The organism is Pantoea stewartii subsp. stewartii, from assembly GCF_008801695.1.
In the GTDB taxonomy this organism is placed as follows: Bacteria; Pseudomonadota; Gammaproteobacteria; order Enterobacterales; family Enterobacteriaceae; genus Pantoea; species Pantoea stewartii.
In genome coordinates this window covers 23,779-37,047 of record NZ_VZPF01000003.1, presented here as the reverse complement: position 1 = coordinate 37,047, position 13,269 = coordinate 23,779, and the positions used below count along the sequence as shown (strand labels likewise).

The following is a 13,269-nucleotide window of genomic DNA, read 5'->3' as shown; positions in this document are numbered from 1 at the left end:
CGTTATGCTCCTTTTAAGCACCAGGCCATTTCCCGCGCGCGGCGGTTGTCCAGCCCCTGATTAAACACACCTTTGACATATACCCAGCGCGGCAGCTGATGGCAGGCATCCGCCCAGCGCCGCTGGTTCAGCAACTTAACCAGCGTGGAGCTGCAGGCGTTGCCGGTGCCCACGTTGAAAGCAAACGACACCACCGCGTCATAGACCTTTTGCGGCATCGGCTGCACCACACATTTATCCAGTGCCCGCTCCACGCGCAGCACGTTGGTGATAAGTCCCTGCGCCGCCTGCCGTTCTGTTATGGTTTTTCCCGGCACCACACCGGACGTATTACCGATCCCGTCAGTCCAAATGCCCGCGCTGCACTGATAAGGCTGCAGGCGGCATCCCTCGTAATCGGCGATCAGTTTCAGCCCCTCAACAGAGGTATGAAGCGACTGAAATCCGGGCAACGTGGCGGCGATAGCCAGCACCGCCCCGACAAGGCAGCGCTTAACGATTGAAGGATTCATATTCCCCCCGCGAAATCTTGCCACCACGTAACAATTTGAAAGACTGGTGTTTGTAGTACCAGTTGATAGCCAGCATCAGCACACCAATCAGTACGCCGCCAACCGTTGACGCATCCTTGAGCGACAGATCGCCCAGCCATGCCAGCAGCACGGCGATGCAGTAAGTGATAAAGGCGCTGATTCGTTCAAGCGTCATAATTCAGTCCCATAGCTGGACGGTCTGCGCCGTGGTTGACGCCGTAATGTCCGGCAGCTCCACCTGCAGCCCGTGCGGTAAAAATGGGCCGTACTCAGCCAGCCCCGGATTTGCCTGCAGAACCTGCTCAGTGACACCCTGCGTGCGCCCGTAATGACGCCAGCAAAGCGCGTCCACCGTGTCATACTGATGCGCACGCACTTTCATCAGATAAGCTCCACCGTACAGTGCGGTGCATCCTGCACCCGGCTGATAGCCCAGCGGGCATCACGCCACAGATCGCCGCTGGCCTCCGCCAGCTCCTCCCCTCGCTTCACGCCTGACGCTGTGGCGTCATAGTCCTGATAACGCTCATTGAGCACAGCGCGCGCCCAGCAAAAAACGGCGTTGTGGTAGTGCTGGATACGCTCGCTTTTGCCGTCCAGCATTTCCGCCGGTACATCTGCAAGTGTCCGCCAGCCCAGCATCTGCTGACGGTTGCGGAAGTCGTATAGCTCAGCGTTAACCTCAGAAATAGCCGTCAGCACAACCTGCTTTAAACGCGGCTGCGTCACCGTGCCGTCAGTGCGCATCACACTGCGAAATTCCGACAGGTCCACATCAGGCCAGAACGGCGTATTTTTGATGACCTCCGCCTGTTCCGGTGCCTGTTCGGGCGCAACAAACTTCATGCGGCTTTCTCCTGAATAAGTGGGCGGTGGACGGGGTTTTGATGTGGCAGTGCCTTTCGCCACCCCGTGCCGCCCGTGCGCGGGGCACGTTCTTTAGCGGCTGTCATTGCGCAGTCTGCGCTCCAGCTGCTGTTTTTCTTTTTTTACACCGCAGCGGGGATCGAGCTGCAGCGCATGGGTAAGGTGATTCAGGGCAGATGCCGGGTTGCTTTCGCTCAGTACAGCGCCGATGGCTTTATGCAGACGCGCCCGCGACTGGTCCGGCATATCCATATCGGTTGTCAGGTCCAGCGTCTGCAAAAGCAGATCGGCATCAAAACCGGCTGCGGCTAGCAGAGCGCTTTGCGCCGCGTCTGCCATTTCTTCTGCCAGCACGGTCTGCACGTTACGGTTGCCCAGCGGCATCACCCAGCCATGGCGCAGCGCATGACGCCCGATTTCGAGCGCACCGGCATAATCACCGGCGTCGATACGCCACAGCATCACGTACATCAGCACGTCATCCTGCTGCGCACCTCCAGCTGTCAGCACGCCCTCCGCCCAGGCGGAATATTTCGGCAGCAGCTCTACCTTGATTTCCGCCTTTTTCACCGTGGACTGTACGCCCTTGAGGCGGCGGCGGTCTTCTGCCAGCTGCAGCAGCATCAGGTCATAGCCCGACGCATGGCGAACACTGCCGCCCTCACGGGCGGCCTGTTCGGCCTGAATGCGCAGGCGGTGCTGCCGTGCGGGACTCAGGCTCATGCGTTATTCCCCACCTTCCGGTGCGGCAGGCGCGCTGAAATCACCGATTTCGATGTTTTCAACCAGCGCCGCGCAGCGGTAGTCCTCGACCACATACGCCTCGTTGACGGATTCAAAGTTTTCAATCCGGTCACGTTTCGGGTTGTCGATAACAGAACGGCGGCGGGTGTCTTCCTGCCAGTAGATGGACAGGTTATCCAGACGGGTGATCAGCAGGGCATTTGCCGGGAAGTAAGGCGCGCGCACTGCCTGCAGGCCACCCATACGTTTCTGGCTGATGATCAGATCGGCGGCGATTTTCTCGCTGTTGTCCTGCTCTTTGTTGACCAGCGGGAAATACTTGTCAGACAGCAGTTCACGTCCGCAGACGACAACCAGATCGTCATCATCCTGATAAACCGCGTCGATCAGCTCGTTGACGGCATCCATCACCACGGCGTCCAGGTTGGCATAGTCACCCCCCTTACCCACCTTGACCGCGCCTGCAGTTGTTGCGCCGTCTTTTGTTGTGCTGCCCATGACATGATCCGGCGCGTCTTCGCGGATTTTCTGCAGCCAGCCTTTATTGACGTCCTGCAGCAGCGGGTTTTCAGCACGATTGGAGGTTTTGGCGCGCTTCACGCCGTTAAAGCCGATCATGATGCGGTCCAGCGCCTGACGCTTGACGATGGCGTTGCGGATACGCACCTGGAAGTCCTGGAATTTCGCCCACAGGTCCAGTTTTGCGTAGGTCAGTACCGTATCAAAGTTGGTCTGCTCGCATTTGTATTCCACGTCTTCCATCAGCGTCGGATCGGTAGGCTCGCGCTCTTTGGTGGTGGTATCGGTGGTTCCGGCAATGGTGCTGCCAACACCCAGCCCCAGCAACTGCCCGGACTGCTCAGTGACCGGCGTGATGTTAACCAGTGTCAGGAAAGCGGCGGACTGCTGGATCTGGTCTTCCAGCGTCTGCTGCACGGACGGCTCTACAGTGAACTTACTGGAGAGTTCTTCCACCTCCACACCGTTCAGGCGCGCCAGCTGCTGCAGGTAAGCGTTAAAGGCAAAGCGGGTTTTCTTTTTCATCGGGTTTTATGCTCCATCAGCAATTGGTCAGGGTGCCTGCCGGTGCGTCACCGCCCGGCGCGCGCTGGCGGTAGTCTTTACGGCTGTCTTCGCTGCTCAGCTTCTGCTCAAGTTCGGCAAAGGCGGCCTGCTGTTCCTGCAGGGAGGACTCCAGCTCAGAAAGGCGCTTGTCCTGTCCGGTCAGGGATTTATCCGTGCGCTCGCTCAGGTTCTGCTGCTCGGTGGCGACCAGTTCCACGGCTTTATGCACGTCGGAGAAACGCGCCTCATCGGTCTGCTCTTTTTTGGTGAACAGCGCAGTGACGCGGGCAAAGAGGGACGGCTTTTCGTCCTGGGCTTCTTCCAGTTCGATCAGCGCTTCAACCGCTTCCGAAAACAGGTTTTCAGGGTTCTGCTTACGGTTCGCCAGCGGGTTATGCGCGGCGCTGGCGCTGAATGCCAGCATTTCGGTGCCAAGGCTCGCCGGATCGTCCGTCGCCCCCAGCCCCACAAGGTAGGCTTTGCCGGTGTCGGCAAACTTCGTGCTGACCTCCATGGAGGTGAAAAGCTTCTGGCCTTTCTTCACCAGCTCCACCAGGGCGTCCGTGGGTTCGATATCGGCATAAAGCGCCATCTTGCCCGCCAGCGGCCCGTCCTTGATTTCTTCTGCAACCAGCCCCGTCACCCTGCCGTAGCGGTTAAAGGTGCTGTCCGGCAGATAAGACTTGATGTGCTCAAGGTTAATCAGCGCGGTATAGACCGTCGGGTTGTAGCTGGCAGCCATCTGTACCAGCCATTCACGCTGGATTTCGCGCCCGTCAGTGGTGGCACCTTCCACCCCAATACGGAAACGCTTTGCTTTCACTGTCATGAGCCGTGCTCCGTTAGAAATAACTTACTGGAGCCTTATGTTTGCGGTGATGGGGGGAGTGAAACAACGCGCGGCACTTGTACGGTAAACCACACAAACCGCAGCCGGGGAAAGCCGTCAGGCAAGGCCGTATGTTTGGGCCATGAACACGACACTGACCCCCGCAGACCTCGATCCCCGTAGGCAGGCCATGCTGCTGTACTTTCAGGGATACCGCGTAGCCCGCATTGCTGAAATGCTGGGCGAGAAAGTTGCAACCGTTCACAGCTGGAAAAAGCGCGACAAGTGGGGCGACTATGGGCCGCTGGATCAGATGCAGCTCACCACCGCCGCACGTTACTGCCAGCTCATCATGAAGGAGCAGAAAGAAGGGAAAGACTTCAAGGAAATTGACCTGCTGGCGCGCCAGTCAGAGCGCCACGCCCGGATCGGTAAATTTAACGATGGCGGGAACGAAGCTGACTTAAACCCGAACGTCGCCAATCGTAACAAAGGGCCACGACGCCAGCCCGAAAAAAATGTTTTCACTGATGAGCAGACCGAAAAGCTGGAAGAAATCTTCCGTAACGGCATGTTTGAATATCAGCGCCACTGGTGGCAGGCAGGCGTAAAACACCGCATTCGCAACCTGCTTAAATCACGCCAGATCGGGGCAACATACTTTTTTGCCCGTGAGGCGCTGATTGACGCCATCACCACAGGGCGCAACCAGATTTTTCTCTCAGCCAGTAAGGCGCAGGCGCACGTCTTTAAGCAGTACATCATCGACTTTGCAAAAGAGGTGGATGTTGAGCTGAAAGGCGACCCGATGACGCTCAGCAACGGCGCGTGCCTGTACTTTCTCGGCACCAACGCCCGCACGGCGCAGAGCTACCATGGCAACCTGTACCTTGATGAATATTTCTGGATACCGAAATTCCAGGAGCTGCGCAAGGTTGCCTCCGGCATGGCCATTCACAAGAAATGGCGACAAACCTACTTCTCCACGCCGTCCAGCCTGACCCACAGCGCCTATCCGTTCTGGTCCGGTGCGCTGTTCAACCGGGGCCGCGCCAAAGCGGACAAGGTGGATATTGACCTGACCCACAGCAATCTTGCGCGCGGCGTGCTCTGCCCGGACGGGCAGTACCGCCAGATCGTCACCGTGGAGGATGCGGTGCGCGGCGGCTGTAATCTGTTCGACCTGGACCAGCTGCGCATGGAGTACAGCCCGGACGAATACCAGAACCTGCTGATGTGCGAATTTATTGACGATCTGGCGTCAGTGTTCCCGCTCAGCGAGCTGCAGGCGTGCATGGTGGACAGCTGGGAAGTCTGGTCCGATTTTCAGGCGCTGGCGCTGCGCCCTTTTGGCTGGCGCGAAGTCTGGATCGGATACGACCCGGCGAAAGGCACGCAGAACGGTGACAGCGCCGGGTGCGTGGTGGTGGCACCGCCAACCGTGCCGGGTGGCAAGTTCCGCATTCTTGAGCGGCACCAGTGGCGCGGGATGGATTTCCGCGCCCAGGCTGACGCCATTAAAAAACTGACGCAGCAGTACAACGTGACTTATATCGGCATCGACTCAACCGGCGTCGGTCACGGTGTCTACGAGAACGTGAAAGCGTTCTTTCCTGCCGTGCGGGAGTTTGTCTACAACCCTAACGTCAAAAACGCCCTGGTGCTCAAGGCATACGACATTATCAGCCACCGCCGTCTGGAGTTTGACGCAGGACACACTGACATTGCGCAGTCCTTTATGGCTATCCGCCGCGCCACTACCGCCAGCGGCAACCGCCCTACCTACGAAGCCAGCCGCAGCGAAGAAGCCAGCCACGCAGATTTGGCCTGGGCAACGATGCACGCACTGTTTAACGAACCGCTGCAGGGCGAAGCCGCCAATACCAGCAACATTGTGGAGATTTTCTGATGCACTCAACCCCAACTAACCTCATGACTACCGCCAGCCTGCCTGTAGATCGCCCTTTCTTTGCTTACCAGCATGAATGGAACAGTGGCGCACACGGCAGAAACCGCGTGCTAACAAAAATGCGTCAGGCTGGCGCGGATTTCTTTTTCGCCTACGAAGCCCTGAATGATGCACTGCATACCGGACGCAACCAGATTTTTCTGGGCTGCACCCCGGCATCAGCCCTGACAGTCAAAACCTATATGTCAGCCTTTTTAGATCAGGCCGCAGCCTGGACACACCTTGGAAAAATAAAATCAGGTAAAGCGCATCTGGAACTCCCAAACGGTGCGGTCATTTATTTTATCGGCCCGGAAAGCCTCGCCGCCGCGCTCCATGGAAACGTCTACGTGTCAGAGTACGCCTGGGCGGACTCCCCGAAAAATATGATTGCGCTCGCCAAAAGCCTGTCCATGCACGCGCGCTATCACGCCACCTATTACACCACCCCAAGCCCCAGCCCGGAAGCATGGCAGGAATACAAGAAGCTGATCGCCCGCAACAGCACAACCAGCATGACCTTCACCGCCGATGACGCTGCATCATCCGGGGCAACGCTCGCAACCGGAGCCGCGCTTTTTGATGATGGATGGCTGAATGACATGAAAAAAGAATTATCAGCAAAGGACTGGAAAATGCTGTTTATGTGCGAATGGCCCCAGGCTGATAAGGAGCAGGCGGCATGAGCAAACGTAAAAACAAGAATAACCGCGCAGCGGTAGATCACAACGCTAAATCAGGCGGCGCTGCGGCGGAAGTGTTCAGCTTTGGCGACCCGGTGCCGGTGTTAGACCGGCGCGAATTACTGGACTACGTGGAATGCGTGCAGATGGACCGCTGGTATGAGCCGCCGGTGAGTTTTGACGGACTGGCGCGGACCTATCGCGCCGCCGTACATCACAGCTCACCGATTGCCGTTAAGCGTGACATTCTCAGCAGCACCTACATCCCGCACCGTCTGCTCAGCCAGCAGGCTTTCGCCCGTTTCGTTCAGGACTATCTGGTGTTCGGTAACGCCTATCTGGAAAAGCGCACCAACCGGCTCGGCGGCGTTCTCTCACTTGAGCCAGCACTGGCGAAGTACACACGGCGAGGCGTGGACCTCGACACCTACTGGTTTGTGCAGTATGGCCTGACCACGCAGCCCTATGAATTTACGCAGGGCAACATCTTCCATCTGCTGGAGCCGGATATTAACCAGGAGATTTACGGGCTGCCCGGCTATCTCTCCGCCATTCCGTCAACCCTGCTCAACGAGTCCGCAACGCTGTTCCGCCGGAAGTATTACATCAACGGCAGCCACGCAGGTTTCATCATGTACATCACCGATGCAGCGCAGAATCAGGAGGACGTGAACAATATCCGCCAGGCAATGAAAAGCGCCAAAGGACCGGGCAACTTCCGCAACCTGTTTATGTATTCACCCAACGGCAAAAAGGACGGCATCCAGATCATCCCGTTATCGGAGGTTGCGGCGAAGGATGAGTTTCTGAACATCAAGAACGTGAGCCGCGATGACATGATGGCAGCACACCGCGTACCGCCGCAGATGATGGGCATTATTCCCAACAATACCGGCGGCTTTGGTGATGTGGAAAAGGCCAGCCGCGTCTTTGTCCGCAACGAGCTGATGCCGCTGCAGAAGCGACTGCAGGAGCTTAACGACTGGCTGGGCGAAGAAGTGATCCGCTTTGAGCCGTACACGCTGGGACTGACAGAAGACAAGCGCAACGACTGACCCACCGCACCACGACAACAAGACCGCCTCTCACAGCGCCCCGGCAGCATTCTGCGGGGCGCTTCTTTTTTGCTGCCGATCCCTCACCCTCACCGATTGAAGCCGCCAGCGTGCCGGAGGTTGCGCCGGATTTTCACCATTTCACCCCGTTGCGCGCGCTCGTATCCCCGCCACGCCTGCCCGCTTTGTGTAGTGGTTTTCATGCACCTGCATGACATAAGCAAAAGCCCGCCAGTTCTGGCGGGCCTCAGCAAAAACGATCCTCAAACGATCATGCGATTTCATGCGGCATAGTCATGCACAACAGCACTAACGCCTCGCGTGGCTCGTTGTTCAACCTTGCGGACGGTAAAAACCAGTTTTATCGCCCGCAACGTTTGCTAATGTAACCAGCTGTCGTCCTCCCAGACCTGCTGCATTATTTCCATCACTCGCTTTTTATCTTCATCCAGTTTTAACCCGCTCAGCTCAACGCCGTTGGCGCTGCCCTTGCGGATACGAATTGCTGTTTTGGGATACAGAGGGCGCAAATTACGGTAAAGCTCGGATTCAAGGGCGTCCAGTGTAGCCTGGCTAATCTTCTGCTCTTTATCGATCATTATTTCAATGCGCATATAGATTCCCCTCTAACTTGAAACGCCCATGGCTCGGCTGTACTCATGATTTCTGATTTTCTCCATCAGCTCATCGGTCAGCTCAGAAACCCACTGGATAGCCAGCCGCTTTTCTTCGTCGCTACACTCACTAGCCGCTACAAGCTTGATAAAAAAATCAATGCGCTGGAGTTTCAACGACTCCAAAAGATAATCCTGCATTTTCCCTCCTATCACTACTACGGACACACAATAACTGTATGTATATCCACTGGTTATAAACACAGTATAGTAGGATTTGATGAATGTAAAACGTTTTTTATCTGTCAATTAGATCGCTCTGATGCGGATCAATAAGAGCAAGAATTGTTAAAGCTGCGGCATCAGTACCACTGACGCCATTTGTCATCTTCCTGCAGACGGTGGTTGCGGTAAAAAATACGCAGCCCGGCACCTGACGGAATACTGCCACCGCGCAGAAGCAGGTCAATCTCTGACTCGCTACCATCGAACCCTCTGGAACTCAGTTCTGCCTCAAGCTGCAGGCGCTGCTGATCCGAAATAGTCTGTTTATATGCTTTTTTCCGCTTCGGTTTTACCAGCCTTAACCTGGCTGTCAGCTCCCGCCGTTCCTTCTGGCCCATGCTGTGGAGATATTCCTGCAGCTCCTTCTCATCCATGGTTTTTATATCGGGTAAATCACCCCCTGATTTGTTCAGATTTTCAACAGGGGGACAGTTATTGCCACGAGTCCAAGGGGCGCAAGCGCCCTGGTCGGCTGCCGCCTCCTGAACGTCAACGGCCTTGCGAACCTTTTTCCACTTCACCGCGTGCGTGCAAATCTTGCCCTCCACAATCGGGGACCAGATGCCATAGATACGGATACCGTGATCGCCGTAGGCGCTCGGCTCGTCGTTAAGCTCATATGCCGTGCGGACAAGGTGATGTTTGCGGGGAACCAGCACACCGCCCTGCTTCATGATGTAGGTGGCAAAGCAGCCCGCATCAGCCGCCGCCAGTACCGCATCCAGACGCGGGTTATCCAGTACCGGCGCACCCGCTTTGCGTTCGCCCTGCACTCTGGCCGCCTGACCAGCCAGCAAGCGCAGCTCGCGGTATGCCTGACGCCCCGGAATACCAAAGAAACGGAACTGTTGGACACGGTGCAGTGACGCCCAGGCGCTGACATGCTCGGCGCTGTCACGCAGTGATCTGCCTGTTTCTTTGCTGATTTCTTTAGCCAGCCCGCGCCCGTCGATGTTCTTGCTGATGTATTTGGCGATATAGCTGGTCGGCGTACCCTTGCGCGGGTTGATAAGCTCGGACTTGAAGCGCGGCCCGGTATTGGTGCCCAGCTCCTCGCGGTCTTCACGGATGGCAAACTTACGCAGCAGTGCGGTGATGGAACGGCGGTCTTTTTTGCGCATGAAGCACAACAGATGCCAGTGCACGGTGCCGTCATGGTGCGGCTCTGCAACGCGGACGCCATACCAGCGCAGCCCGGCTTTGTGCATTGCCTTGCGGAAAGCGGCGAAGGTATCAACCAGATAATCACTGCTCTGCCGGACAGTGGCGCTGGTCCATTTCGGATTAGGTCTGCCGTTGTTGAGGGTTGCGTGGAATCGTGACGGACAGGTGATGGTATAAAACACCGCGCAGTCGCCGCGCATTTCCGCTATCAGCTCCAGTCCCTTAACACAGGCCATCATTTCATTACGGCGGTGTGCCGGGTTGCTGTTGCTGGCGTTCACCACGTCTTCCATGTCCAGTGTGTCGCCGTCTTCGTTGACCAGCTCATGCGAGCGGAAGAACTCCAGCGATTTGCGGCGCTGCTCGCGTTTGTGGATCACGGCTTCATAGCTGACATACGGGGACGCTTTTTTGTTGACAAGGCAGACGGCGCGCAGTTGCTCCTCCCGCCACTCGCAGCGCATCTGCCACAGTTTGCGATACCACCAGTCCGCGCACAGCATACGCGCCAGCGACGCTGGGATCAGTTCATAAGGCACCGGCTTGCGGCGGCGCTTCTTGCGGCGCAGCTGCTCAAAGGCAGGCGGGATGACCTCAAGGCGCATGACTTCTGCGGCAACCCTTTCCCATGCCTGGCGGATTTCTTCTGGTTTAACATCGTCGCTGACAAACAGATCACCGCAAGCTGTATCAAGACACATGCTCATATGTGCCGCTACCAGCGTTGAAAGGCGCTTGACCTGATCCTGATTCATTTCAGGTAGTACCAGCAGCCCTTCCAGCCCGTCGTGGCTCGCCATGAACCGGAAAGACGCAGACACCTGACTGTCACGCACGCGCTCCAGCCGCTCAAGACAGGGCCTGATGGTTTCGCGCAGGTAGCGGGAATAGGCTTTTGTTCTGCCCAGACTATGGAAATATTTAATCCGCTCCAGCAGAGGCTTGCTGATATGGGACGGCATGGCGTTAACGTCAGCCAGAATGACCAGATCGGGATTAAAACACTGCTGCTCGCGCGCCATTTTGGCACGACTAATCAACCGGTCCTGCTCCATTTCGCGCTGGACAGGATCACGGGATTCATTGAAGAAATAGCGTTCCCAGACCTCATCGCTCAGCGCCTCACGGCGCAGCTGCTCCTGCTCGTTATCCGCAGCGTAAAGAGCGATCAGGTTTGAAAGCGCAGACTCCGGCGCAACTTCCGCCGGGTCCAGATATGGGTTAACCGCTTTTTTGGGGTTACTCCATGAAAAGGCCACGGCGGCCTCATTCGAGCCGCCGGTGGTTGGTGCATTATGTAATGTGAATTTACTCACTGCCACGCCCGCACCTCAGTTTCCACCGAGATATCTGGACCGGACGCCAAATCGACACCAAACCAGCCTGCTGATTTTGTGGCGATGATTTCTGCTGCAGATTTACTCTCACCGGCAGCCCCCCCCATGCTGCGCTTTGCAGTGATGCGATGGCGGGTAAAATTACGATAAAGCGAACGGGTCAGGGACGTGTCGCTGTTGGACACGATAACCGGATGACCTTCTGATGACCGGCGCTCAAGAATAGACGCCAGATGATACTGATCGTCTTCTGTAAAACCGGCAGTGTGATAACCGCTAAATGTGCCATCGTATGGCGGATCACAATAAACAACATCACCAGCCTGCAGCAGCGCCAGTGTTTCATCATAGCTGGCGCAGATAAACGTTGCGCGTTGAGCCTTTTCTGCAAAAGCGCGTATTTCACTTTCAGGAAAATACGGATTTTTATAATTACCGTAAGGGACATTAAAATGACCGCTCAGGTTATAGCGGCACAATCCACGATAACCATGGCGATTAAGATAAAGGAAAAATACAGCTTTCCAGAAATCGGTAGTTTCAGCAGAATGATTAAAATCCTGACGGATGTTGTAATAAGACTCTGCGCTATTTGTGCTGGCAAAGAATCCTTTTGCATTTGAAATGAATTTATCGCAGTCAAATGCAATATGCTTATAAAGATTTATCAGGTCTGGATTAATATCCGCGACAAGATAATGAGGATAGTCTGTCGCCATCATCACAGCGCACGAACCCGCGAAAGGTTCAACCAGTCGCGGACCAGCAGGAAGGTGCTTAATAAGTTCAGGCATGATGGCGGTTTTATTTCCCGCCCATTTAAGGATGGTGCTCATGCAACCCCCTTATTTTTCATACACAGATCATTTATCCACAGGCATTCGGTGCGAACCTTCGTGCCGCGTCCGGCACTAATACGGGAACCCTTCGTCTCTTTCTTCCATCCGCACAGCATGTCGTTATATAGCTCGCTTTCGTAGCCGCTAATCATCACCATTCCGCCGAGCGTCCTTGCGACGGACAACAGCTGTTCATGTCCTTCAATGGTCATTTCGTGGTTGTAGTAGCGGTTGCCCTGTACGCGGGTTTCCGGCACATATGGCGGATCGATGTAGTGCAAAGTGGTATCAGCATCGTGGGCGCGCATTATGGCCAGTGCGTCTTTGTTCTCAATGATGACGCCCTGCAGGCGCTGACACACCGCTGCCAGATTCCCTGGGTAACGCTCCCACAAATGCGCGGCGGTGGCGTATTTGCGTTTGCTGTCGCTGCGGAAGCCTGAGTTACCGCCAATGCCTGCCGCCGAACCGAACCCCATGCAGGCACGAACAACCATACGACGCGCACGTTCAATCGGATCGTCGGTTTGTTCTTGGGCCGCGCAAAACTCATCGCGTGAATACGGTGTGAGCGAGCAAGCATCTTGCAGTCGCTGATTCATTGCCGGGTCACGCAGCACACGGAAAAGGTTCACTACTTCGCCGTCCAAGTCGTTATAGACTTCTGAGTAGCTACGCGGCTTTTGCAGCAAAACGCCCGCTGCGCCCCCGAAAGGTTCGACGTAACAAACATGCCCCGGCATACGCTCGATAATCCATGACGCAAGGCGGAATTTACCGCCGTGATAACGGATAGCTGGATGCTTAACCGGCTGGCTAAGAGTTTCTAAGTCATTAATCACACCGCACCTCCGTTATAGTGTTTGCCTTTAAGCTCTGAAATTTCCTGACAAGTGACGCAGCACTGCACGCCCGGAATGGCGCGGCGGCTAGCTGGCGGGATCGGCGCATCGCAATCAATGCAGAGAACACGGGAAACGCCCGGCGCTTTATTGCGGGCGGTGTGGATGTGGCGCTGGCGTTCTTCTTCACCGCGCTGCTGTACGAGGTCCATTGAATCAGCCATCAGTGGATCTCCTGCGCTTCGTTCTGAATCTTCACAGCTTCCTGACGCAGCAGCTCAGCCGCTTCCGTGTGGTTAAGCTGACGTGACACGATACGAGCAGCTAAAGAATCCAGACGTGCAGCCATCACATCTGCGCGTCCCCGGCGTTCTTCTTTGCGTGCCTCAGTCAGCAACAGGTTGAGTCCAGCATCATCTGGTCCGGTTTTAGTGGTACGGGTTTCGATATTTCGCATAGTTGTT

Annotated in this window: 17 protein-coding genes; 3 read left to right on the top strand and 14 right to left on the bottom strand. The window is 56.1% G+C overall.

Annotation, left to right across the window (positions count from 1 at the left end; all coding sequences use genetic code 11):
- Positions 1 to 2 precede the first annotated feature (2 nt).
- The 7 genes from F7Q90_RS01305 to F7Q90_RS01275 all read right to left on the bottom strand — a co-directional run bounded on the left by F7Q90_RS01305 (position 3) and on the right by F7Q90_RS01275 (position 4,038).
- Positions 3 to 512: a lysozyme gene (locus F7Q90_RS01305; protein WP_151160749.1), complete on the bottom strand. Its 510-nt coding sequence runs from the start codon at positions 510 to 512 to the stop codon at positions 3 to 5.
- Positions 493 to 708 (bottom strand): HP1 family phage holin, encoded by a 216-nt coding sequence (locus F7Q90_RS01300; RefSeq protein ID WP_000171565.1) that lies wholly within the window; start codon positions 706 to 708, stop codon positions 493 to 495. Before F7Q90_RS01300 ends, F7Q90_RS01305 begins: the two co-directional genes overlap by 20 nt.
- Before the next feature lie 3 nt (positions 709 to 711).
- A complete protein-coding gene (locus F7Q90_RS01295; protein ID WP_000868184.1) occupies positions 712 to 915 on the bottom strand; it encodes a tail protein X in 204 nt (67 codons plus the stop codon).
- Positions 915 to 1,379: a head completion/stabilization protein gene (locus F7Q90_RS01290; RefSeq protein ID WP_063144838.1), complete on the bottom strand. Its 465-nt coding sequence runs from the start codon at positions 1,377 to 1,379 to the stop codon at positions 915 to 917. Before F7Q90_RS01290 ends, F7Q90_RS01295 begins: the two co-directional genes overlap by 1 nt.
- A gap of 93 nt (positions 1,380 to 1,472) precedes the next feature.
- On the bottom strand, positions 1,473 to 2,123 hold the full coding sequence (gene gpM / locus F7Q90_RS01285; RefSeq protein ID WP_151160747.1) for a phage terminase small subunit: 651 nt from the start codon (positions 2,121 to 2,123) through the stop codon (positions 1,473 to 1,475).
- Positions 2,124 to 2,126: 3 nt separating this feature from the next.
- On the bottom strand, positions 2,127 to 3,188 hold the full coding sequence (locus F7Q90_RS01280; protein WP_097362815.1) for a phage major capsid protein, P2 family: 1,062 nt from the start codon (positions 3,186 to 3,188) through the stop codon (positions 2,127 to 2,129).
- Positions 3,189 to 3,204: 16 nt separating this feature from the next.
- The gene (locus F7Q90_RS01275) at positions 3,205 to 4,038 is read right to left on the bottom strand and encodes a GPO family capsid scaffolding protein (RefSeq protein WP_151160745.1); all 834 of its coding nucleotides are present in this window, start codon (positions 4,036 to 4,038) and stop codon (positions 3,205 to 3,207) included.
- Between the two features lie 142 nt (positions 4,039 to 4,180).
- Between F7Q90_RS01275 and F7Q90_RS01270 the strand changes: the two genes are divergently transcribed.
- Genes F7Q90_RS01270 through F7Q90_RS01260 form a run of 3 tightly spaced genes read left to right on the top strand, consistent with a single transcriptional unit; the run spans position 4,181 to position 7,724 of the window.
- The gene (locus F7Q90_RS01270; RefSeq protein ID WP_024552865.1) at positions 4,181 to 5,947 is read left to right on the top strand and encodes a terminase ATPase subunit family protein; all 1,767 of its coding nucleotides are present in this window, start codon (positions 4,181 to 4,183) and stop codon (positions 5,945 to 5,947) included.
- The gene (locus F7Q90_RS01265) at positions 5,947 to 6,672 is read left to right on the top strand and encodes a terminase large subunit domain-containing protein (RefSeq protein ID WP_151160743.1); all 726 of its coding nucleotides are present in this window, start codon (positions 5,947 to 5,949) and stop codon (positions 6,670 to 6,672) included. The genes F7Q90_RS01270 and F7Q90_RS01265 overlap by 1 nt, the downstream gene beginning before the upstream one ends.
- Positions 6,669 to 7,724 (top strand): phage portal protein, encoded by a 1,056-nt coding sequence (locus tag F7Q90_RS01260; protein ID WP_151160741.1) that lies wholly within the window; start codon positions 6,669 to 6,671, stop codon positions 7,722 to 7,724. Before F7Q90_RS01265 ends, F7Q90_RS01260 begins: the two co-directional genes overlap by 4 nt.
- A 380-nt stretch (positions 7,725 to 8,104) precedes the next feature.
- On the opposite strand, the gene F7Q90_RS01255 is transcribed toward F7Q90_RS01260, so the two are convergent.
- The 7 genes from F7Q90_RS01255 to F7Q90_RS01225 all read right to left on the bottom strand — a co-directional run bounded on the left by F7Q90_RS01255 (position 8,105) and on the right by F7Q90_RS01225 (position 13,262).
- The gene (locus F7Q90_RS01255) at positions 8,105 to 8,338 is read right to left on the bottom strand and encodes a DinI family protein (RefSeq protein ID WP_001217561.1); all 234 of its coding nucleotides are present in this window, start codon (positions 8,336 to 8,338) and stop codon (positions 8,105 to 8,107) included.
- A gap of 12 nt (positions 8,339 to 8,350) precedes the next feature.
- Positions 8,351 to 8,539: a hypothetical protein gene (locus F7Q90_RS01250; RefSeq protein ID WP_032610566.1), complete on the bottom strand. Its 189-nt coding sequence runs from the start codon at positions 8,537 to 8,539 to the stop codon at positions 8,351 to 8,353.
- Positions 8,540 to 8,700: 161 nt separating this feature from the next.
- Positions 8,701 to 11,109: a replication endonuclease gene (locus tag F7Q90_RS01245; protein WP_151160739.1), complete on the bottom strand. Its 2,409-nt coding sequence runs from the start codon at positions 11,107 to 11,109 to the stop codon at positions 8,701 to 8,703.
- On the bottom strand, positions 11,100 to 11,960 hold the full coding sequence (locus tag F7Q90_RS01240) for a DNA adenine methylase (RefSeq protein WP_151160737.1): 861 nt from the start codon (positions 11,958 to 11,960) through the stop codon (positions 11,100 to 11,102). Before F7Q90_RS01240 ends, F7Q90_RS01245 begins: the two co-directional genes overlap by 10 nt.
- Positions 11,957 to 12,805 (bottom strand): DNA adenine methylase, encoded by an 849-nt coding sequence (locus F7Q90_RS01235; RefSeq protein WP_249042803.1) that lies wholly within the window; start codon positions 12,803 to 12,805, stop codon positions 11,957 to 11,959. The genes F7Q90_RS01240 and F7Q90_RS01235 overlap by 4 nt, the downstream gene beginning before the upstream one ends.
- The gene (locus F7Q90_RS01230; RefSeq protein ID WP_151160736.1) at positions 12,802 to 13,029 is read right to left on the bottom strand and encodes a TraR/DksA family transcriptional regulator; all 228 of its coding nucleotides are present in this window, start codon (positions 13,027 to 13,029) and stop codon (positions 12,802 to 12,804) included. Before F7Q90_RS01230 ends, F7Q90_RS01235 begins: the two co-directional genes overlap by 4 nt.
- The gene (locus F7Q90_RS01225) at positions 13,029 to 13,262 is read right to left on the bottom strand and encodes a DUF2732 family protein (protein ID WP_001744223.1); all 234 of its coding nucleotides are present in this window, start codon (positions 13,260 to 13,262) and stop codon (positions 13,029 to 13,031) included. The genes F7Q90_RS01230 and F7Q90_RS01225 overlap by 1 nt, the downstream gene beginning before the upstream one ends.
- Positions 13,263 to 13,269 lie beyond the last annotated feature (7 nt).